Source organism: Bradyrhizobium sp. HKCCYLS3077, assembly GCF_051167555.1.
GTDB lineage: Bacteria > Pseudomonadota > Alphaproteobacteria > Rhizobiales > Xanthobacteraceae > Bradyrhizobium.
Map to the genome: position 1 here is coordinate 206,425 of NZ_JBNPTH010000003.1, position 18,471 is coordinate 224,895.

The 18,471-nt window shown below is 66.3% G+C and carries 20 protein-coding genes; 14 read left to right on the forward strand and 6 right to left on the reverse strand.

Annotation, left to right across the window (positions count from 1 at the left end; genetic code table 11):
• Positions 1-90: 90 nt before the first annotated feature.
• Together ACQR0Z_RS12815 and ACQR0Z_RS12820 are read right to left on the reverse strand one after the other, a co-directional pair.
• Positions 91-1,665, reverse strand: coding sequence for an amidase family protein (locus tag ACQR0Z_RS12815; protein ID WP_434918855.1), 1,575 nt, complete (start codon positions 1,663-1,665; stop codon positions 91-93).
• A 24-nt stretch (positions 1,666-1,689) separates the two neighbouring features.
• Positions 1,690-3,108 carry a M20 family metallopeptidase gene (locus tag ACQR0Z_RS12820; protein WP_434918856.1) on the reverse strand — a complete coding sequence of 473 codons (1,419 nt, stop codon included), beginning with the start codon at positions 3,106-3,108 and terminating at the stop codon, positions 1,690-1,692.
• Between the two features lie 289 nt (positions 3,109-3,397).
• Here ACQR0Z_RS12820 and ACQR0Z_RS12825 point away from each other — a divergent pair, with 289 nt between their 5' ends.
• A complete protein-coding gene (locus ACQR0Z_RS12825; RefSeq protein WP_434919303.1) occupies positions 3,398-3,643 on the forward strand; it encodes a hypothetical protein in 246 nt (81 codons plus the stop codon).
• A 6-nt stretch (positions 3,644-3,649) separates the two neighbouring features.
• Here ACQR0Z_RS12825 and ACQR0Z_RS12830 read toward each other — a convergent pair whose 3' ends face one another.
• Both ACQR0Z_RS12830 and ACQR0Z_RS12835 read right to left on the reverse strand, forming a co-directional pair.
• Positions 3,650-3,838, reverse strand: coding sequence for a hypothetical protein (locus ACQR0Z_RS12830; RefSeq protein ID WP_434918857.1), 189 nt, complete (start codon positions 3,836-3,838; stop codon positions 3,650-3,652).
• A 53-nt stretch (positions 3,839-3,891) separates the two neighbouring features.
• Positions 3,892-4,047: a hypothetical protein gene (locus tag ACQR0Z_RS12835; protein WP_009028352.1), complete on the reverse strand. Its 156-nt coding sequence runs from the start codon at positions 4,045-4,047 to the stop codon at positions 3,892-3,894.
• Positions 4,048-4,180: 133 nt separating this feature from the next.
• Here ACQR0Z_RS12835 and ACQR0Z_RS12840 point away from each other — a divergent pair, with 133 nt between their 5' ends.
• From ACQR0Z_RS12840 to ACQR0Z_RS12865, 6 genes are all read left to right on the forward strand, one after another.
• On the forward strand, positions 4,181-4,759 hold the full coding sequence (locus ACQR0Z_RS12840; protein ID WP_434918858.1) for a cytochrome c oxidase subunit 3 family protein: 579 nt from the start codon (positions 4,181-4,183) through the stop codon (positions 4,757-4,759).
• Between the two features lie 3 nt (positions 4,760-4,762).
• Positions 4,763-5,026 (forward strand): cytochrome C oxidase subunit IV family protein, encoded by a 264-nt coding sequence (locus tag ACQR0Z_RS12845; RefSeq protein ID WP_434918859.1) that lies wholly within the window; start codon positions 4,763-4,765, stop codon positions 5,024-5,026.
• 102 nt (positions 5,027-5,128) lie between these two features.
• Positions 5,129-5,581: a c-type cytochrome gene (locus tag ACQR0Z_RS12850; protein ID WP_434918860.1), complete on the forward strand. Its 453-nt coding sequence runs from the start codon at positions 5,129-5,131 to the stop codon at positions 5,579-5,581.
• Positions 5,582-5,620: 39 nt separating this feature from the next.
• Positions 5,621-6,967, forward strand: coding sequence for a cbb3-type cytochrome c oxidase subunit I (locus tag ACQR0Z_RS12855; RefSeq protein WP_434877075.1), 1,347 nt, complete (start codon positions 5,621-5,623; stop codon positions 6,965-6,967).
• Between the two features lie 61 nt (positions 6,968-7,028).
• A complete protein-coding gene (locus ACQR0Z_RS12860; RefSeq protein WP_434877074.1) occupies positions 7,029-7,838 on the forward strand; it encodes a CbbQ/NirQ/NorQ/GpvN family protein in 810 nt (269 codons plus the stop codon).
• Between the two features lie 3 nt (positions 7,839-7,841).
• On the forward strand, positions 7,842-9,755 hold the full coding sequence (locus ACQR0Z_RS12865; protein ID WP_434918861.1) for a nitric oxide reductase activation protein NorD: 1,914 nt from the start codon (positions 7,842-7,844) through the stop codon (positions 9,753-9,755).
• 14 nt (positions 9,756-9,769) lie between these two features.
• On the opposite strand, the gene ACQR0Z_RS12870 is transcribed toward ACQR0Z_RS12865, so the two are convergent.
• Complete coding sequence (locus tag ACQR0Z_RS12870) at positions 9,770-10,204, reverse strand: DUF2267 domain-containing protein (protein ID WP_434918862.1); 435 nt, start codon at positions 10,202-10,204, stop codon at positions 9,770-9,772.
• A gap of 220 nt (positions 10,205-10,424) precedes the next feature.
• On the opposite strand from ACQR0Z_RS12870, the gene ACQR0Z_RS12875 reads away from it, so the two are divergent.
• On the forward strand, positions 10,425-10,838 hold the full coding sequence (locus tag ACQR0Z_RS12875) for a hypothetical protein (RefSeq protein WP_434918863.1): 414 nt from the start codon (positions 10,425-10,427) through the stop codon (positions 10,836-10,838).
• 201 nt (positions 10,839-11,039) lie between these two features.
• Here ACQR0Z_RS12875 and ACQR0Z_RS12880 read toward each other — a convergent pair whose 3' ends face one another.
• A complete protein-coding gene (locus ACQR0Z_RS12880) occupies positions 11,040-12,026 on the reverse strand; it encodes a LysR family transcriptional regulator (RefSeq protein WP_434918864.1) in 987 nt (328 codons plus the stop codon).
• Between the two features lie 150 nt (positions 12,027-12,176).
• Here ACQR0Z_RS12880 and ACQR0Z_RS12885 point away from each other — a divergent pair, with 150 nt between their 5' ends.
• The 6 genes from ACQR0Z_RS12885 to ACQR0Z_RS12910 are packed head-to-tail and all read left to right on the forward strand — an operon-like array spanning position 12,177 to position 17,853.
• The gene (locus tag ACQR0Z_RS12885) at positions 12,177-13,151 is read left to right on the forward strand and encodes an N-carbamoyl-D-amino-acid hydrolase (RefSeq protein ID WP_434918865.1); all 975 of its coding nucleotides are present in this window, start codon (positions 12,177-12,179) and stop codon (positions 13,149-13,151) included.
• Positions 13,152-13,161: 10 nt separating this feature from the next.
• Positions 13,162-14,016 (forward strand): amino acid ABC transporter permease, encoded by an 855-nt coding sequence (locus ACQR0Z_RS12890; protein WP_434918866.1) that lies wholly within the window; start codon positions 13,162-13,164, stop codon positions 14,014-14,016.
• Positions 14,013-14,780 (forward strand): amino acid ABC transporter ATP-binding protein, encoded by a 768-nt coding sequence (locus tag ACQR0Z_RS12895; protein ID WP_434919304.1) that lies wholly within the window; start codon positions 14,013-14,015, stop codon positions 14,778-14,780. The genes ACQR0Z_RS12890 and ACQR0Z_RS12895 overlap by 4 nt, the downstream gene beginning before the upstream one ends.
• Positions 14,781-14,784: 4 nt before the next feature.
• Positions 14,785-15,603: an ABC transporter substrate-binding protein gene (locus tag ACQR0Z_RS12900; protein WP_434918867.1), complete on the forward strand. Its 819-nt coding sequence runs from the start codon at positions 14,785-14,787 to the stop codon at positions 15,601-15,603.
• The gene (locus ACQR0Z_RS12905; protein ID WP_434855896.1) at positions 15,590-16,483 is read left to right on the forward strand and encodes a polysaccharide deacetylase family protein; all 894 of its coding nucleotides are present in this window, start codon (positions 15,590-15,592) and stop codon (positions 16,481-16,483) included. The genes ACQR0Z_RS12900 and ACQR0Z_RS12905 overlap by 14 nt, the downstream gene beginning before the upstream one ends.
• Complete coding sequence (locus ACQR0Z_RS12910) at positions 16,480-17,853, forward strand: amidohydrolase family protein (RefSeq protein WP_434918868.1); 1,374 nt, start codon at positions 16,480-16,482, stop codon at positions 17,851-17,853. Before ACQR0Z_RS12905 ends, ACQR0Z_RS12910 begins: the two co-directional genes overlap by 4 nt.
• Positions 17,854-18,471 lie beyond the last annotated feature (618 nt).

Consider the following 18,471-nt stretch of genomic DNA (forward strand, 5'->3'; position numbering starts at 1 on the left):
TAAGCGTCAGTGTTGGTCTTTGAACAAATCGATGCGGCGCTGTGTCGCAAACATGACGGCCGGGACCATCGTCACCGGCCGTCGCGGGGACTAAGCCATCCGTTCCCAGAGCTGGCGCACCAGCATGCCCGCACGCTTCTCGATTGCCGCGGCGGCGTCCAGCGCGAGGTCTTCGCGATAGCGGCCGGCGATCAGCTGCACACCGATCGGCTGGCCGTTGTGGACCGTGACCGGCACGACGGCGCCGGGCAGGCCGAGGACGTTGATCGCCGAGATGAAGCGGATGTCGTTCCAGAAGATGTCGCGCACGCGCTCCGGGCTGACGGTGTCCTCGCGCGGCCCCGGCGTCGGCTTGACCGTCGTCGGCGCCAGCACGACCGGGTATTCCTCGAAAAACAGCTGCCAGGCGCGGATATGCGTCGAGCGCTGCGCCGTCGCGTTCATCCAGCCGGCGAGGTCGAGCTCCGCGGCCTTGGTCTTCATGCCGCCCCATGCCTTGTGGAAGTCCTCCGAGGTCACGGCGAGCATCTTGGCTTCCTGCAGCACCACGACCTCGTTGGTAATGATGTCGCACCAGGTCTGCCAGACGCCCGAAATGTCGGGCACCTCGACCTCGCTCACGCGGTAGCCGGACCGTTCCAGCGCATCGGCCGCCTGCCGGAGCGCGGCAGGCACGGAGGGATCGACATCCATGTCGCCGGGAAGCTTCGCAAGCGCGACCTTGATGGGGCGCTTCGGCTTGTCGCCTTCGAGCGGCGCCGGCACCCACCAGGGATCGCGCGGATCGCGCCGGCTCATCACCTCCAGCGCCAATCGCACGTCAGCGACGCTGCGCGCCAGCGGCCCTTGCGACGACATCAGATGCGCCAGCATCGGCCGCTCCGCGGCGGCGCTCTCGTTGTAGGCGGGGATCCGCCCCTGCGTCGGCTTGATCGTGACCACGCCGTTGCAATGCGCCGGCCAGCGCAGCGAGCCGCCGATGTCATTGCCATGCGCGATCGTGCCGATGCCGGCGGCGACGGCGCTGCCAGCGCCGCCCGACGAGCCGCCGCAGGTGATCTCCGGATCCCAGGGATTGAGTGTCAGTCCATGCAGCGGGTTGTCGGTGAAGCCGCGGAACGAAAATTCCGGTGTGTTGGTGAGACCGAGCACGATCGCGCCGGCCTTCTTGAGGTTGCGCACGACCGGCGCGTCCGACGGCGCGATGATGCCCATCTGCGCCGGGACGCCATTCGGATTCGGCCGGCCCTCGTAGTCGACGTTCTCCTTGATGGTGACGGGCACACCGTGCAGCAGGCCGCTCTTATCACGCGCCTTGTCGGCGGCACGCGCGGCCTTCAGCGCCTCGTCGCTGAGATCGACGACGACCGCATTGAGCTTCGGATTGACGGCATGCATCCGCGCGATGTGCGCCTGGGTCACCTCGAGCGAGGAGACGGCCCCCGAACGGATCGCCGCCGCCGTCTCGACCGCCGACCATTGCCAGGGCGGTCCCTTCGGCAGCCGCGGCTTGGGCGCGGCGGCCTTCACCTGCGGCTTGGGCGCTGCCTTCGTTGCGGCCTTCGCCTTGGCGGATGGTTTGGCCTTGGCCACAGTGCGCGCGGTGGCGCGCTTCGGAACTGGCCGGACGGCTTTCGCCGCCGGCTTTGTCGCTGTCTTTGCCATCGTGATCTCCCCCCGGTTTTCGTTCTAGGCGACCGACATGGTCAGCGGCGGCTCGACGTCGGCAGGCAGCGGGCTGACATAGGGCGTGCGCGTCGTCCGCTTCTTCAGGTCCGCCTTAGCTGCCGCGATGAGCGTGGGCTCATTGAGCGCCTTGATGCCGAGAGCGGCCATGGCCTTCGAGGCTTGCACCATCGCCTTGTGTGCGGCCGGCGTCTTGCCCTGTGCGACCACCTGCCAGGTGTGGAAGGGCGTGCCGATCGCCACCGTCGGCGCGTGCACCTGCACCGTCGGCACCACCCAGCTGACGTCGCCGACATCGGTCGAGCCGATCTGTGGATTGCGCTTGCTGTTGAGCGGCACCAGGAAGTCGGCGAGGGGCTTGGCGGTCGGCTCCATGCCGATGCTGTAGTAGACCGACTCGATATCCTTGTCGGTCAAGGTCGCCTGGATCTGGCCGGCGAAATCGCGGTCGGTCTCGTCGAAATGCGGCGGCCCGAGCTCTTCCATGATGCCGTACAGCGCCTCTTCGAGCGGCGTGTTCGGCAGGATGTTGGACACCGCCGAGATGATCTTCATCTCGACCTTGGTCTCGGTCATCAAAGCCGCGCCCTGCGCGATCTTGTGCACGCGCCCGACCAGCTCGTTCATGCCCGGCAGGTCGCGGGCCCGGATCGAGTAGCGCACGCGCGCATGCGCCTGCACGACGTTGGGCGCAATGCCGCCGGTGTCGAGCAGCGCGTAATGCACGCGGGCGTCGCTCGGCATGTGCTCGCGCATGTAGTTGACGCCGACATTCATCAGCTCGACGGCGTCGAGCGCGCTGCGGCCGAGATGCGGCGACGCGGCGGCGTGTGAGGTGCGGCCGGTGAAGATGAAGTCGGCGCGGGTGTTGGCCAGCGAGGGAGTCATCACCACCTCCCAGAAGCTCGAGGGATGCCAGGTGATGGCGATGTCGGCATCCTCGAACGCGCCCGCGCGCACCATGAAGGCTTTGGCGGCGCCGCCTTCCTCGGCGGGGCAGCCGTAGTAGCGCACCCGGCCCGGCACCTTGTTGGCCGCGAGCCAGTCCTTCACGGCGGTGGCGGCAAGCAGCGCCGCCGAGCCGAGCAGATTGTGGCCGCAGCCATGGCCGTGGCCGCCGGTCTCGATCGGACGGTGCTCGGCAACGCCGGCTTCCTGCGAGAGGCCAGGGAGGGCGTCATACTCGCCCATGAAGGCGATGACCGGACCGCCTTCGCCCCATTCGCCCATCAGCGCGGTCGGAATGCCCGCCACCTTTTCGGTAATGCGAAAACCCTGGTGCTTCAGCTCGGCGAGGTGTTCGGCGGACGAGCGGGCCTCGGTGTAGCAGACCTCGGGCATGCTCCACACCCGGTCGCTGAGCTCGATGAAACGGGTCTTGATCGCGTCGACGCCGCGCCAGATCTCGCTGCGGTTATCCATCTCCGGTCGTGTCCTCTGTAGCCAATAAAGAGGCCGGTATGGTTATCAGCTAAGTTCCCTGACGCCTAGCGATCCCCGGCGGGAGCAGCCATGCGGGCGGTGCCAAGCCGCGGGGCAGCGCTTGAGCAAAGGGTGCTGCGTTTGAATGCAGCGCGGTGATTTCCGCGCCGCAATGCGACCCGCCTCGCTCGTGCGTTCTCGCATTCCGGAACTGCCGCCCGTCGTCACTAAAGCACCGTCAGGAACGATCACGGGCGGCTCCTGTTCTCGCTCGCAGGAGCGCGATCGCATGCGTGCAGGGCCCATCACGATCGTTGTCGCATTGCTGGTGATTCTCGCCGGCGCCGCCGTGTTCGCCTACCAGGGCCTGACGCTGCCCGGCGATCCGATGCCGACCGAGGGCTGGATCGCGCTCTCGCTGGGCGTGGTGTTCTCGCTGATTGTGGGGGTCGGCCTGATGGTGCTGGTGTTCTACAGCAGCCGCAAGGATTACGACGAGGCATCGCAGTTCCGGTCTGATGATCGCCCTGAATGAGACGTCTCACACCGGCCGGGGCGGATGCTGGGTGCGCGGATTCCGGTCGTGCAGGAGCTTCGCCAGTTGCAGCCGCAGATCGTCCTGGCCGCGCATCGCGGTCTCGAACAGCGCCTCCTGGATATCGCGCGGCATGTCGCCCCATACGCTGATCGCGGCGTTGCCCAGCAGTTCTGCGAATCGCTTGTCGTTCATGCGGCACCTCCGGACGAGGTGACGTCCGTGTGTGCCGAAGGTTCCAAGTGGGCCTACTGGGTGACGAAGAGCACCGTTGCGATCGCGACCGAAGCAGCAATGGCCGAGACCGTGCCGGTGGTCGACAGCACTCCCATCCGCCGCAGCGCGGCTGCGAACACGATGATGATCGGCGTGGCGGTGACGAGGCCGAGCTGTGCTTCGGTCATAGAACTGCTCCTGGGGTCTGCTGCTGGCGGTGTCGCCGATCCCTAGCGCAGTCCGGTGCCGCGCTGTTTGTGCACCGACAAGGAGGACCTCGGCTCGCCTGACTAGCTTCGCGGCATCCAACCGGAGGGCGAGATGTCGGCACTGACATGCGAGACGGACCAGGACGAGCGCTGGGGTGTGTTCGGCGGGTTGCCCGGCGATCCCATGATGTGGGTGCTGATCTTGAGCGAGCTCGTCGCATTCGGCCTGCTGCTCGGCGCCTTCATCGTTACCCGCGCGATCCATCCAGTGGTGTTCGCGTCCGGGCAGGCCGTCCTCGACGGACCGCTCGCAGCATTGAATACGATTGTGCTGGTGACGAGCGGCTGGGCCGCCGCGCGTGCTGCTGCGGCCGCGCGGGCTGAATCGCCGCATATTGCACGGCGCTGGATTGCACTGGCCACGATGCTCGGTGCGGCATTCGCCGTCATCAAACTGACCGAGTACAGCAACGAGATCGCGTCCGGCGCGAGCCTCGAATCCTCGGTCTTCTTCACGCTCTACTTCCTCCTGACAGGGTTCCACCTGCTGCACGTTGGGCTTGGCATCGTCATCCTCGCCGTCGTCAGCCATCGCGCCACGTCGAGCGGCATCGAGACCGGGGCAGCATTCTGGCACATGGTCGACCTGGTCTGGATCGTGATGTTCCCCATCCTCTATCTGGTGGGGTGAGGCATGTTCCGGAGCCCACTTGATATGGCTTGGCTGCAATTGCTGAGTTTCGCGCTCGCCACGCTCGCAGCCTCGCTGCTGGTGCCGAGCAGATGGCTCGTCGATGCGCTGGTTCTCTCGCTCGCCGCTGCAAAGGGCAGGGTGATCGTACTCGACTATCTCGGCCTGCGCAGTGCGCCTGCGCTGTGGCGCGGCCTGCTCACCACCTGGGGTGCCGGTCTCGCCGCCTTTGCCGCGCTTGCGGTTGCGATCCGGGCTCTCGTCTGACGGCCGATCTGCGCGCTCGTTGCGCCCCGACAAAGAGCCCCGCGGCAGCGCCAGTAGATTGCTTCCACACCATTGATCCTCACCAACCGGAAAGGACGTGTCATGGCGGAACGCCTGACCAAGTCGGCCGCGCGGAACGTCTTCTACGGCGGTTCGGCCTTCTTCTTCGCGATCTTCCTCGGGCTGACCGCGCACAGCCACTACTACATGGTCACGACCTCGACCAAGGCGTCGACGCTCTCCGATGGCGTGGCGCGCGGCAAGCATGTCTGGGAAAGGAACTCCTGCATCAATTGCCATACGCTGCTCGGCGAGGGTGCCTATTTCGCGCCGGAGGTCGGCAACGTCTGGGACCGCTGGGGCGGTCGGGAAGACCCCGCCGCGGCGCGCGAGATGCTGAAATCCTGGATGCAGTCGCTGCCCTCCGGCGCGCCCGGGCGGCGGCAAATGCCGCAGTTCAACCTCACGGACCAGGAGCTCAACGATCTCGCCGATTTCCTGCAATGGACCGACACGATCAAGCGCCAGGACTGGCCGCCGAACAAGGCCGGCTGAGCCCTGCATCCCGCCCTTCATCCACGAGAGAGATCCGCGATGAGATATGAGACCCAGAAGGTCGCGATGCTGTATTTCTACGGCGCGCTGACGCTCTTCCTCGCCCAGGTCCTGTTCGGCCTGCTCGCCGGCACCATCTACGTGCTGCCGAACACGCTGTCGGTCCTGCTGCCCTTCAACATCGTCCGCATGATCCACACCAATGCGCTGATCGTGTGGTCGCTGATCGGCTTCATGGGCGCGACCTACTTCCTCTTGCCCGAGGAGACCGAGACCGAGCTCTACAGCCCGCTGCTCGCCAAGATCCAGTTCTGGATGTTCTTCGGAGCCGCAGGCGCCGCCGTGGTGGGCTATCTCTTCCACTACCATGAAGGCCGCGAGTTCCTCGAGCAGCCCTTCATCATCAAGGTCGGCATCGTCGTGGTCTGCCTGATGTTCCTGTTCAACGTCACGATGACGGCGCTGAAAGGCCGCAAGACCACGGTGACCAACATCCTGCTGTTCGGGCTGTGGGGCGTCGCGATCTTCTTCCTGTTCGCGTTCTACAACCCGGCCAATCTCGCCGTCGACAAGATGTATTGGTGGTACATTGTCCATCTCTGGGTCGAGGGCGTCTGGGAGTTGATCATGGCCTCGATCCTGGCCTTCCTGATGATCAAGCTCAACGGCATCGATCGCGAGGTGGTCGAGAAGTGGCTGTATGTCATCATCGGCCTGGCGCTGTTCTCCGGCATCCTCGGCACCGGCCACCACTTCTACTGGATCGGCGCTCCCGGCTATTGGCAGTGGATCGGCTCGCTGTTCTCGACGCTGGAAGTCGCGCCGTTCTTCACCATGGTCATCTTCACGGTGCAGATGACGCTCAAGGCCGGCCGCAAGCACCCGAACCGCGCTGCGCTGCTGTGGTCGGTCGGCTGCTCGGTGATGGCGTTCCTCGGCGCTGGCGTGTGGGGCTTCCTGCACACGCTGTCCAGCGTGAACTACTACACCCATGGCACCCAGGTGACCGCCGCGCACGGCCATCTCGCCTTCTTCGGCGCCTATGTGATGCTCAACCTCGCCGTGATGGCCTATGCCGTGCCGCAGCTGCGCCAGCGTGCGCCCTATAACCAGTGGCTCTCGATCGCGAGCTTCTGGATCATGTGCACGGCGATGATGGTGATGACCTTCGCCCTGACCTTCGCCGGCATTCTTCAGGTGCATCTGCAGCGCGTGCTCGGCCAGAGCTACATGGACGTGCAGGACCAGCTCGCGATGTTCTACTGGGTGCGGCTCGGCTCCGGCGTGTTCGTCGCGATCTCGGCGCTGATGTTCGTCTGGGCCGTGCTGGTGCCCGGCCGCGCGAAGCAGGCCGTAATTTCCGGGGCCCTGCAGCCCGCGGAGTGAATGCGGGCAGGCGGCGGCCCCGCGGTCGCCGCCTGCAGTCCCCCAATATTGGAGAAAGACCATGAAAGCCGCGCTGCACGCGATCGACACCGTTCCTGTGTTCCCGCTTTACACGCCGACCGCCAATGAATGCGCGCTGTTCGAGCATGCGTTCCGTCATCGGCTGCCGGTGCTGCTGAAGGGCCCGACGGGCTGCGGCAAGACCCGCTTCGTCGCTCATATGGCGGCGCGGCTCGGCCTGCCGCTGCATACGGTCGCCTGTCATGACGACCTCACCGCCGCCGATCTCACCGGCCGCTATCTGCTCAAGGGCGGCGACACCGTCTGGACCGACGGACCTTTGACCCGCGCCGTGCGCGATGGCGGCATCTGCTATCTCGACGAGGTGGTCGAGGCCCGCAAGGACGTCACGGTCGTGCTGCATCCTCTCACCGACGATCGTCGCATGCTGCCCTTGGAGCGCACCGGCGAGGAGCTGGTCGCGCCCGACGGCTTCATGCTCGTGGTGTCCTACAATCCGGGCTATCAGTCGCTGCACAAGGCGTTGAAGCCGTCGACGCGGCAGCGCTTCATTGCGATCGAGTTCGGCTTCCTGCCCGCGGAGCAGGAGATCGCGGTCGTCGCCGCCGAGAGCGGGCTGACGCCTGCCCGTGTGCGGCCGCTGGTGGCATTGGCGCATCGGCTGCGGGCGCTGCAGGGCCACGATCTGGAGGAGGGCGTCTCGACCCGGCTGCTGGTCTATTGCGCCACGCTCGTCGCTGCCGGGACGCCCGTCGCCGAAGCCGTGCTCGCCGCGATGATCGAGCCGCTGACCGACGATGCCGACGTCAAGGCAGCCTTGCGCGAGGTCGCGCAGGCCGTGATCGGGTGAAGCATGCTCGACTTTCTCGAACTGGAAGAAACCGTCGGCCGTGCCTGGCATCGCCTTGTCGGCACCACGTCGAGCTATTCGGTTCATCCCGATCACGCGGTCGCGTTGAATGACGTCAGCGGCCGTATCGCCGTGATGTTCCGCGCGCTTGGCGGAGAGAGCGGTGTGCAGATCGCAGGCGCCAAGGCGCGCAAGTCGGGCCATCGTCTCGGCTGGCGCCAGCGCATCGGGCTCGGCGACGAGTGCCTCGATCAGGCGGGCCGCGACGGCGCCACCGTGTTTCTCCCGGACACCATCGCGCTGCTGCCGGATCGCGCCCTCAACGCGCAACTCTATCACTGGCTCGCGGCGTGGTTCGCGACCATGGAGGTCGAGCCGATCGCGGACAGCGATCCGTTGCGGCGGGATCTCCTCGCGCTGCGCCGGGCGCGCGAGACCACGATGGTGGTGCTGACGCGCTTCCCCGGATTGAACCGATCCTACGTCCAGCTCGCGCGTGCCCTGGCCGTGACCCGACCGCGACGTCCGCTGCCGCGTCTGGAGCAGCAGGTCGAGCACATCGTCATGGCGCTGCTTGGAGCGGCCGTGCCGCCGCAGGGCGTGCTGTGGAATGCCGTCATCGCCGACGGCGAACTGCCGCATCGCGCACCGCCGGGCTACCGACCGATGCTGCCGTGCCCGTTGTGGGGCGATTGCTGGAGCCGCGACGCTGTTGCTGCCGAACGCGACGACGAGGAGACGCCGACGCCGGCCGAGCAGGCGGAGACGCAAGACACCCGCAAGCGCTTTGCGCGGCGCGAACGCGACGATGGCGTCAGGCGCGATCCATTCATTCTCAACCGCTTCGAGAAGATTCTCGCGATGGCGGAGATGGTCAATGTCGATCGTCCCTCTGACGATACCGACGATGACGACGCCCGCAAGGCCGCCGACGATCTCGATGAGCTCGCGATCTCCAGGCGCAAGGGACGTCCCGCGAGCAAGCTGAAGTTCGATCTCGATCTGCCGCCCGAGGCGGTCGACACCGCGCGGCTCGACAGCGGGCGGCTGTACCCTGAATGGAATTACCGAAGCGGCGACTACCTGCCGGATCATTGTCGCGTCGTCACCGGCGCCGCGGCCGAGACAGGCGAGACGTGGGCGCCCGATGAGGCGATGCGCCGTCGTATTCGCAGCGTGCGGCGTCGCTTCGAGACGTTGCGGCCGCGCCAGGAGGTGATGCGCGCCCAGGCTGACGGGCACGACCTCGATATCGACGCGCTGGTCCGCGCGCGCAGCGATCTCAATGCCGGCCATGGCGGTCTCGATCGCGTCCACCTCGCGATGCGTCCGCTCGCGCATGATCTTGCGGCGACCCTGCTGGTCGACGTCTCCTTGTCGACGGATGCGTGGATCGACGGCGTTCGCGTGCTCGACGTCGAGAAGGAGGCGCTGCTGGTGCTCGCTCACGGCCTGTCGGCCTGCGGTGACAGCCACAGCATCCTCACCTTCACCTCGCGGCGGAATTCCTGGGTCCGACTGGAGACCGTGAAGGCGTTCGGCGAGAAGATGAGCGGGCAAATCGAGCGCCGCATCGGTGCGCTCCGTCCCGGCTACTACACGCGGATCGGCACGGCCGTGCGCCATGCCGCCGGCGAGCTTGCCGAGCGTCCCGAGCGCAAGCGGCTGCTGCTGGTGCTGACCGACGGCAAGCCGAACGACGTCGATCATTACGAGGGACGGTTCGCGATCGAGGACACGCGCAAGGCGGTACAGGAGGCGCGCCGCGCCGGCGTGGCGGTGTTCGGCGTCACCATCGACGCATCGGCGCAGTCGTGTTTTCCAACGCTGTTCGGTCGCGGCGGCTATGCGATCGTCGGGAACATTCGTCGTCTGCCTGCGGCGTTGCCGGCGCTCTACCGGCAGCTCGCGCATTGAGCGCGCGGCAGTTCTCAGGTCACGGGTTCGCGCAGGTTCCTGAGCGGCACCGGCAGATGGCCCATCAGCTTGTCGAACTCGCCGGGATCGAGCTTCTCCCACAGAATTTCGAAGATGCCGCGCGCGGCCTTGAGCGGATCGACCGGGAATTGCGGCGGCAGCTGGCGGAAGATGTCGTCGACGAACTCTTCGAGATGCCGGTCCTTGGTCGGCGTCGCCGCGTGATGCCAGCCCTCGTAGTAGACGCCTCGGATCAGCATCGGCAGCTGAGCGCCGAAGTTGACGGCGGTGGCCAGCGGCAAGCGGTCGCGCAGCACATGTAGCACCGCGCGAAGCGCGTTGTAGGCCTGCTGCCGGCTGGCCAGCGCCAGCCGCTGCTCGATCGCCTTCAGCCAGATGTTGGTTTCCTGGACGGTATGGTCCAGCGCGGTGACGCCGATTTCGCTCATCTGATTCTCCATGGCCATGCACAGGAACCGTTGGCGGCACGCCGAACCAGGGAACCGCAACGTGATTCGCTTGGACGTTGCGGCAGTAGGCGGTGCGTTCGGATCGGGAATGTTGACTTGCATCAAAGTCACGATCTCGTGGCCGACAGGGAGGTAAACGCACGGTCAAGGCGAAGCCTCGGCGTTTACCGTTCCGGCGGCCGGAACGAAGCATCCTCGAATGCTCGTGGTGCGCGGTCACGCCATCAGGTTGAACCGTAATCGCACCGCTTGTGAAGAACGCGTCTTCGCTTGCTCGCTGCGACAGACTCACCTTACATCGGTGTCGTTCGAGGCGCGGAGACCCGCGCACTCGGCACCCCCGCAACTCACGAATCGACGTCGGCTCGCAATGCTCAAGTCTGCCCAAGAGAAGTCTGTCCACAACAAGCCTGCTCAAGACAAGTTCGGCAAAGACCTTCCGCTGACCGGCTACGCGGTCGTGGTCGACGGCCAGATCAAGACCGAGTTCAAGACCAAGGACGGTGCGCATAACGGCGCGCACGATCTCAAGCGTCGATTCCCGATGCTGCAGATCAAGGTGTACGACGCCGAGACGAAGCAGACGCACGAGATCGAATTGGCGCGGGCGTGAGATCGCTGCGGAGGCGTTGGAGCCAACGATAGAATTTCCACTCCTCTTATATCACCGCAAGCGCGGTGTTCGTGAATGTGCCCTCGCCCCCACGGCGAAGCGAAGCTTCGCTAGGGTGGGAGAGGGCATGTTGGGCAGAGCAGCGAGCTCGGTCGGGTGAGGGCTCTGCTTCGACAAGTCGCGCTTGCGGAAAGAGACCCCTCACCCAACCGAGTCTGTGGAGACGCTGGCGATGCCCTCTCCCACAAGGGGCGAGGGCGCTGTATTTGGCGGCGCCGTTGCTGGACCAGTTGTGTTTGCCTTTTCGCTGAGACTCCGGCTCGCGTTCCGCACCTCATTCCGAAACGTCTTCGCTAAATTCGACAGCGGCCTCGCCTCCGACCACAGCACGTAGGCTGAAACCGTCGTGCTTGGCGTGAACGGCCTCACGACGAGATCATGCCCGCCCTGGCGCGGCGAGAAGGGATCGACCACGGCAATGCCGACGCCGGTCGCGGCGAGCACGCAGGCCGTGTTGCAGTAGCGGACCTCGACGGTGGGCTGATAGTCGGCATCAGCTTCGCGAAAGCTGTCGCGTACCGCTTCGCCGAGGCGTGTGCCGCGCTCCAGGCCGATCAACGGGAAGCCCACGAGGTCCCGCGCCGAAATCACATCGCGCTCGGCCAGCGGATGCTGCGGCGGCATCACGCAGACCATCTGGCCGGTGTGCACGACCTCATGCGCGATGCCCGGATGGTCCGACAGGCCGAGTGCGAAGCCGAGCTCGGCGACATTGCCGAGCACGCCTTCGATGACGCCCTCGTAGCGCCGGACGTCGAAGAACATCCGCGTCTGCGGCCGGCGCCGCAGGAAGCCCGACAACGTCGGAGGGATGATGCTGTAGGCGAGCGGCGGCGTCGCGACGATCGACAGATGCCCCGTCTTCTGCTCGCGCAGATCACGCACCCGGTTTTCCAGCCGCGCATGCAGTGTGAAGATCGCCTCGCTCTCCTCATACAGCGTCATCGCCTCCGGCGTCGGAAACAGCCGGTTGTTGACGCGCTCGAACAGCGTGAAGCCTGCCTGCGCCTCCATCGCCTTCAGCGCGTTGCTGATCGCCGGCTGCGACAGCGATAGCTCCTCCGCGGCGGCGACTGTGGTGTGATGGCGGATAACGGCCCGCAGGATCTCCAGCTGTCGCAGGTTCATGTGAACGCCCTATAAGCCCCGGTTATGGTCTCGGCCAAAATATCATAGCGCGCGGCCGCGAAGGCGGATTGCAAATCCCACGCCGGGTTCGCCAAGATGGCCCCTTCTTTCGGTGCGCATCTCCAGGCGATCTTCGCCTGATCGTTCGGCATGGCGCACAGATCGGAGGCAGTCTTGAGCCGTATTTTCCGCGCCGCCGCCGCCCAGATGGGGCCGACCCAGCGCGCCGACAGCCGGGCGCACACATTGTCCCGCCTGATAGAACTCCTGGAGCAGGCCGCCGCCCAGGGCGCCAAGCTGGTGGTGTTTCCCGAACTCGCCTTCACGACCTTCTTCCCGCGCTGGATCCTGGAGGGCGATGCGCTCGACCAGTATTTCGAGCGCAGCATGCCGAACGCCTCCGTCGCCGCACTGTTCGATCGCGCGCGGACGCTCGGCGTCGGCTTCTACGTCGGCTATGCCGAACTGACGCCTGACGGTCGCCGCTTCAACAGCTCGATCCTGGTCGATTCCGACGGCGAGATCATCAGCAAGTACCGGAAGGTGCATCTGCCGGGCTCGGTCGAGCCGCGCGAAGGGGCCAAGTACCAGCAGCTCGAGAAGCGCTATTTCGGCTACGGCGATCTCGGCTTTCCGGCGGTGCGTGCGGGCGCGGAGTGGGGCGGGGCGATCATGGGCATGATGATCTGCAACGACCGGCGCTGGCCGGAATCCTGGCGCATGCTCGGCATGCAGGGCGTCGAGCTGGTCTGTGTCGGCTACAATTCCGCGGCCTATGATCCGAACGGCGGCAACACCGAGGATGCAACCTTGCGCACCTTCCACTCCACGCTGGTGGCGCAGGCCAACGCCTATATGAACGCGACCTGGGCGATCGCGGTCGCCAAGGCCGGCGACGAGGACGGCAGCGGCCTGATCGGCGGCTCCTGCATCGTCGATCCCAATGGCTGCATCGTCGCGCAGGCCAAGACGCTCGGTGACGAGGTGCTCGTCGCCGACATCGATCTCGATCTGTGCCGGCAGGGCAAGGACAAGATGTTCAATTTCGCGGCGCACCGCCGGCCCGATCAGTACAAGCTCATCACCGAGCGTGCCGGCGTGGTCGAGCCGGTCGCCGTCGACTGACGGCACCGCGATGAGCCGCAGCGAGACACTGGCCGAAGGTTTCCCGGATCTGTCCGCGCACAGAATCGCGCGGCAGGCGCATTGGGGTCGCTGGCTCGCGGCGGCGATCATCATCGTCATTCTCCTTGCGATCGGCCGCGCCTTCGTGCGCGGCCAGATCGAGTGGTCGTTCGTCGAGCGCTTCATCACCGCGCCCGTCATCCTGCGCGGCATCGTCAACACCATGATCATGGCGGTGGCGGCGATGGCGCTCGGCATCGCGCTCGGCGTGGTCGTCGCGATCATGCGGCTGTCGCCGAATCCGGTGCTGCGCTCGGTTGCCGCCGGATATACGTGGCTGTTCCGCGGCACGCCGCTGATCCTGCAACTGCTGCTGTGGTTCAACCTCGCGCTGGTGTTTCCGACCATCGGCATTCCCGGCCTGTGGAGCGCGCGCGCCGTCGATGTGATGACGCCGTTCCTCGCGGCGCTGCTGGGGCTCGGCATCAACCAGGGCGCATACACCTCGGAAGTGATGCGCGCCGGGCTGCTGTCGGTCGACATCGGCCAGTACGAGGCGGCGCAGGCGATCGGCATGGGCCGGCTGCAGGCGCTGCGCCGGATCATCCTGCCGCAGGCCATGCGCGTGGTGATCCCGCCGCTCGGCAACGAGTTCATCGGCCTGGTCAAGGCGACCTCGCTCGCGAGCGTGATCCAGTACCCGGAAGTGCTGCATTCGGCCGAGAACATCTACTACGCCAACTCCCGTGTCATCGAATTGCTGATCGTCGCCGGCCTCTGGTATCTGCTCGTGGTCTCGATCCTGACGCCGCTGCAGATGCTGCTCGAACGCCGCTTCGCGCGCGGCATTGCGCGGGGCCGCTGATGAGGCCGCTGGTCGCGATCCGTCAGGTCAGCAAGCGCTTTGGCGAGTTCCAGGCGCTGAAGCAGGTCTCGCTCGATGTTTACGAAGGCGAGGTGGTCTGCCTGATCGGGCAGTCCGGCTCCGGCAAGACCACCTTGCTCCGCTGCGTCAACCAGCTCACCACGGCCGACAGCGGCGGCATCTGGCTCGATGGCGAGCTGCTCGGTTTCCGCGAGCAGGATGGCCGGCTGCATCGGCTCTCGGAGCGCGAGATCGCGCGGCAGCGGCTCGCCTGCGGCATGGTGTTCCAGCGCTTCAACCTGTTTCCGCACATGACGGCGCTGGAGAACATCATCGAGGGCCCCGTGCAGGTGCAGAAGCGCAAGCCAGCCGAAGCCAAGGATGCGGCGATGGCGCTGCTGCGCCGCGTCGGTCTGGCGGACAAGGCCGGCTCCTATCCCTCGCAATTGTCCGGTGGCCAGCAGCAGCGCGTCGCGATCGCACGCGCGCTGGCGATGGCGCCGCGGCTGGTGCTGTTCGACGAGCCGACCTCGGCGCTCGATCCGGAGCTGGTCGGCGAGGTGCTCGGCGTGATGAAGCAGCTCGCGACCTCCGGCATGACCATGCTGGTCGTCACGCATGAGCTCGGCTTCGCCCGCGAGGTCGCCGACCGCGTGGTCTACATGGACCAGGGCGTGATCGTGGAGAGCGGTCCGGCCGGCGAGGTGCTGCGCGCGCCGCGCGAGGCGAGAACCAAGGCATTTCTGGCAGCTGAAGTGGGGTGAGATCATGAAGGTCAAGTCGATCATGTGGGCCGCCGTCGCGAGCGCGGCGATGGTGGTGGCAAGTGCTGCGGCCGAGCTGCCGGCCGACATCAAGCAGAACGGCCTGCGCATCGCGGTGGTGCCGAACTATCCGCCGATGGAGTTCAAGGATCCGGCCACCGCGACCCTGACCGGCTTCGATGTCGAGCTCGGCGAGGCGCTGGCCAGGAAGCTCGGCGTCAAGGCGGTGTGGCAGGAGACCAGCTTCGACCAGCTGATGCCGGGGCTCGCCACGCAGCGCTTCGATATCATCCTGACCGGCATGACCGACCTCAAGAGCCGGCAGGAGACCGCGAGCTTCATCGATTATCTGCGCAGCGGCCCGCGCTTCTTCGTGCAGGCCTCGCGCGCCGCCGAGTTCAAGGAGCCGGCGGCGCTGTGCGGCAAGAAGGTCGGCGCCAGCAGGCGCACGATGTTCCCGAAGGACATCGCGGCCTGGAGCGACAAGAACTGCGGCGCGACACCGATCGAATTCGTCGGCACCGAGGGCTCGGCCGATGCGCGGACGCAGCTCAAGCAGGGCCGCATCGACGCCGCGGTGCAGGGCAACGAGACCTTGCCCTACATCATGGACCTTGAGCCCAACACCTATGTGCCGGTCGGCACGCCGATCGCCTTCCAGTATACCGGGCTCGCGACGCCGGTGAAGGCGGAGGAGTTGCGCGAGTCCCTGCGCGCCGCACTGGAGGCGCTGATCGCCGACGGCAGCTACAAGGCGCTGCTTTCGAAGTGGAAGCTTGGCGATAACGCGATCGAGAAGGTGACGATCAATGCCGGACAGTAAGGCGCTCGCGGGCATTCCGCTCATTCCCTCCAACACGGCGCCGCCGGCGCCGGAATATCCCTGGCCCGCGCCGTACAAGGCGGCGATGTTCCTGTCGTTCGACATCGACGCCGAGAGCGCCTGGACATCGAAGGACCCCGCGCACGCCGCGCGCCTGGTCACGATGAGCTTCGGCGGCTTCGAGGCCCGCGTCGGCACGCCAAAACTGCTCGAGCTGCTGGCCGAGCTCGATCTGAAGGCGACGTTCTTCATCACGGGGTGGGCGGTCGATGCGCATCCGGCGATGGCTGAGGCGGTGCTGAAGGCCGGCCATGAGATCGGTCATCACGGCTATCATCATCTGCTGCCCGACCCCGGCGATCCCTTCATCATCGAGGAGATCGAGCGCGGCTTCGAGACGCTGCAGCGCCGGCTCGGCGTCCGCCCGATCGGCTACCGCGCGCCGTTCGGCGAGTTCTGCGAGGAGCTGCGCGTCGCGCTGGTGCGGCAGGGCATCGTCTACACCTCGTCGTTCCGCGACGACGTCAGGCCGTATCGTCATCGCTTGGCCTCCGGCTCGCCCGGCACGATCGAGATCCCGGTGACGTCGAGCTATGACGACTGGATGCACGGCCTGTCGGCGCGGTTCTCGCCGCGCTCGATCTTCCCGAAGGAGCATGTGCTGTCGATGTGGAAGGACGAGCTCGACGAGGTCCGCGACTGGGGCGCGATGGTCACCACCGTGCTGCATCCGCAGGTGTCGGGGCGGCCGATGCGGTTCCGGCTGCTGCGCGAGTTCCTCAACTACGCCAAATCCTGCCAGGACGTCTGGATCACGACAGGTGCGGAGATTGCGGCCAACTACCAGCGGCATGAGGCTGCGGAAGCGAAGGGCGCATGAACACGACCGCGATCTTCGGCAGCTACGTACTGACCCGCAAGGATGGCGCGCAACACGTGCTGCGTGATCACTGGGTGCTGGTCGAGGGCAAGAAGATCGCGGCGGTCACGCCGACCCGTCCGTCGGCCGACGAGGTCCTCGACCGGCCCGGCCGCTTCGTGCTGCCAGGCCTGTTGAATCTGCACAACCACATCTTCAGCGAGGCGATCGCGCGTACGCTCACCGAGGATGGCAACGGCCGCCGCAACAATAAGAGCATCGTCTACACGGTGCTGCTGCCGCTGTCGAAGCGCGGTGCTGAGATCCTGAGTGTCGAGGAGCGGCTGGCGATCGGCCGCATGGGCGTGCTGCAGCTCCTGAAGGGCGGCGCGACGACCGTGATGGAGCCGTTCCGCAATACGATTCCCGAGCTGTTCGACGCGGCGCTCGAGATGGGGCTGCGGTTCTACGGCGCGCCCTATCTGTTCTCGACGTCGGACGCCAAGGCGGATGCCTCCGGCGTCGTTCACTACGCCGGCGACGACGGCGAGGCCGACATGGCGACCTGGAACGCGCTATATCAGCGCTGGCACGGGCAGGGCGACGGGCGCATCCGTCTCGCAATGAGCCCGCATGCGACCGACACCTGCGGACCTGATCTGTTGCGGGCTGCCGCAAGCCGGGCGCGCGAGCTCGACGTTCCCATCACCACGCATATGGCGCAGAGCGCCGGCGAGGTGGCCACGATCGGGCAGCGCTACGGCGGCCGCACGCCGGCCGAATATCTCGACTGGCTCGGCTTGCTCGGCCCCGATCTGCTCGCCGCGCATTGCCACGCCTCGACCGACTCGGACCTTCAACTGATGGCGGCGCGCGGCGCCGGCGTGCTGAACTGCCCGCGCGTGTTCGCGCGCGCCGGCGTCACGGCAGCGTTCGGCCGCTTCGCCGCGCATGGCGTGCGCACCGCCGTCGGCACCGATGGCTACAACATGGATCTGCTCGGCGAGCTCAACGCCGCGTCGCTGATCTCGAAGGTCGCGCTGGGCAATGCCGAGACCGCGAGCGCGCCGGAGCTGATCGATGCGGTCACCGCGACCGCGGCTGCGATGATCAAGCGGGACGATCTCGGCGTGATCGCGCCGGGCGCGACCGCGGATCTCACCGTCGTCGACATGGCGCATCCGCATCTCCAGCCGCTGCATGACCCGCGCCGCGGCCTGATCGCGCTCGCCAACCGCGCCAACATCGACCAGGTGATGGTCGACGGCCGGCTGCTGATTCACGACGGCCGCTATCTGCATGGCGACGAGACGGCGATCACGGCAGCAGGTGCTGCGGCGATCGAGAAGATCTGGGCGCTGCCGGAGGCGCAGGCCGCGTTCGCGGGCTGACGTCGCGCGAGGGTTTCATCTGAACCTTGTCAAACAGCCGGGGGCGAGCCGCATCGCTGCCGCGGCGCGGATCGCGCCCGGGTAATGCTATCGTCGTTGCCCTCGCGACGTGATGAGGGCGCAGGGAAGGCCGGGTGCCGGTCGCACCCGCGGTCCGCGTGCAGCAAGATAAGCACGCGGCAGAACCACAGGTACGGACCGGAGCATCCGGCCTTCCCTGCGCGATGGTTTACGGCTTATACGCGATCTCCCCGGCGCCCGGCTCGTTGGCCGCCGTCATCGATCCGATGCGTCACACCGGCCGACTTGATACCAGCTTCGGGGTATCAGGACCACGCGACTTCGCCGTCCGCGAAGCACCGCTCGTCCGCGCAAGCGCATCCGATGCTCCGACGTCCACCGCATTGCCGATCCAACGTCTCGTGACGACGCGTACGCCCCTCATCCGGACCGGAACGAGGTGGAGGATAAACCGAATATTCTGATTTTTGGAAGAGTTTTATTTTCGCGCAGGCTCTTGAACTCGAGCTTGTTGTTGGAATTGCTGCTGATAATCGCGTTTTCGCGCGGCGCAGATCGATCACCCCGACACACGAATTCGGCGCGATCAAGCGACAG

Coding starts and splice junctions, on each gene's coding strand:
- ACQR0Z_RS12815 (WP_434918855.1), bottom strand. CDS start 1,665: ATGGCAAAGACAGCGACAAAGCCGGCGGCGAAAGCCGTCCGGCCAGTT.
- ACQR0Z_RS12820 (WP_434918856.1), bottom strand. CDS start 3,108: ATGGATAACCGCAGCGAGATCTGGCGCGGCGTCGACGCGATCAAGACC.
- ACQR0Z_RS12825 (WP_434919303.1), top strand. CDS start 3,398: ATGCGTGCAGGGCCCATCACGATCGTTGTCGCATTGCTGGTGATTCTC.
- ACQR0Z_RS12830 (WP_434918857.1), bottom strand. CDS start 3,838: ATGAACGACAAGCGATTCGCAGAACTGCTGGGCAACGCCGCGATCAGC.
- ACQR0Z_RS12835 (WP_009028352.1), bottom strand. CDS start 4,047: ATGACCGAAGCACAGCTCGGCCTCGTCACCGCCACGCCGATCATCATC.
- ACQR0Z_RS12840 (WP_434918858.1), top strand. CDS start 4,181: ATGTCGGCACTGACATGCGAGACGGACCAGGACGAGCGCTGGGGTGTG.
- ACQR0Z_RS12845 (WP_434918859.1), top strand. CDS start 4,763: ATGTTCCGGAGCCCACTTGATATGGCTTGGCTGCAATTGCTGAGTTTC.
- ACQR0Z_RS12850 (WP_434918860.1), top strand. CDS start 5,129: ATGGCGGAACGCCTGACCAAGTCGGCCGCGCGGAACGTCTTCTACGGC.
- ACQR0Z_RS12855 (WP_434877075.1), top strand. CDS start 5,621: ATGAGATATGAGACCCAGAAGGTCGCGATGCTGTATTTCTACGGCGCG.
- ACQR0Z_RS12860 (WP_434877074.1), top strand. CDS start 7,029: ATGAAAGCCGCGCTGCACGCGATCGACACCGTTCCTGTGTTCCCGCTT.
- ACQR0Z_RS12865 (WP_434918861.1), top strand. CDS start 7,842: ATGCTCGACTTTCTCGAACTGGAAGAAACCGTCGGCCGTGCCTGGCAT.
- ACQR0Z_RS12870 (WP_434918862.1), bottom strand. CDS start 10,204: ATGAGCGAAATCGGCGTCACCGCGCTGGACCATACCGTCCAGGAAACC.
- ACQR0Z_RS12875 (WP_434918863.1), top strand. CDS start 10,425: ATGCTCGTGGTGCGCGGTCACGCCATCAGGTTGAACCGTAATCGCACC.
- ACQR0Z_RS12880 (WP_434918864.1), bottom strand. CDS start 12,026: ATGAACCTGCGACAGCTGGAGATCCTGCGGGCCGTTATCCGCCATCAC.
- ACQR0Z_RS12885 (WP_434918865.1), top strand. CDS start 12,177: ATGGCGCACAGATCGGAGGCAGTCTTGAGCCGTATTTTCCGCGCCGCC.
- ACQR0Z_RS12890 (WP_434918866.1), top strand. CDS start 13,162: ATGAGCCGCAGCGAGACACTGGCCGAAGGTTTCCCGGATCTGTCCGCG.
- ACQR0Z_RS12900 (WP_434918867.1), top strand. CDS start 14,785: ATGAAGGTCAAGTCGATCATGTGGGCCGCCGTCGCGAGCGCGGCGATG.
- ACQR0Z_RS12905 (WP_434855896.1), top strand. CDS start 15,590: ATGCCGGACAGTAAGGCGCTCGCGGGCATTCCGCTCATTCCCTCCAAC.
- ACQR0Z_RS12910 (WP_434918868.1), top strand. CDS start 16,480: ATGAACACGACCGCGATCTTCGGCAGCTACGTACTGACCCGCAAGGAT.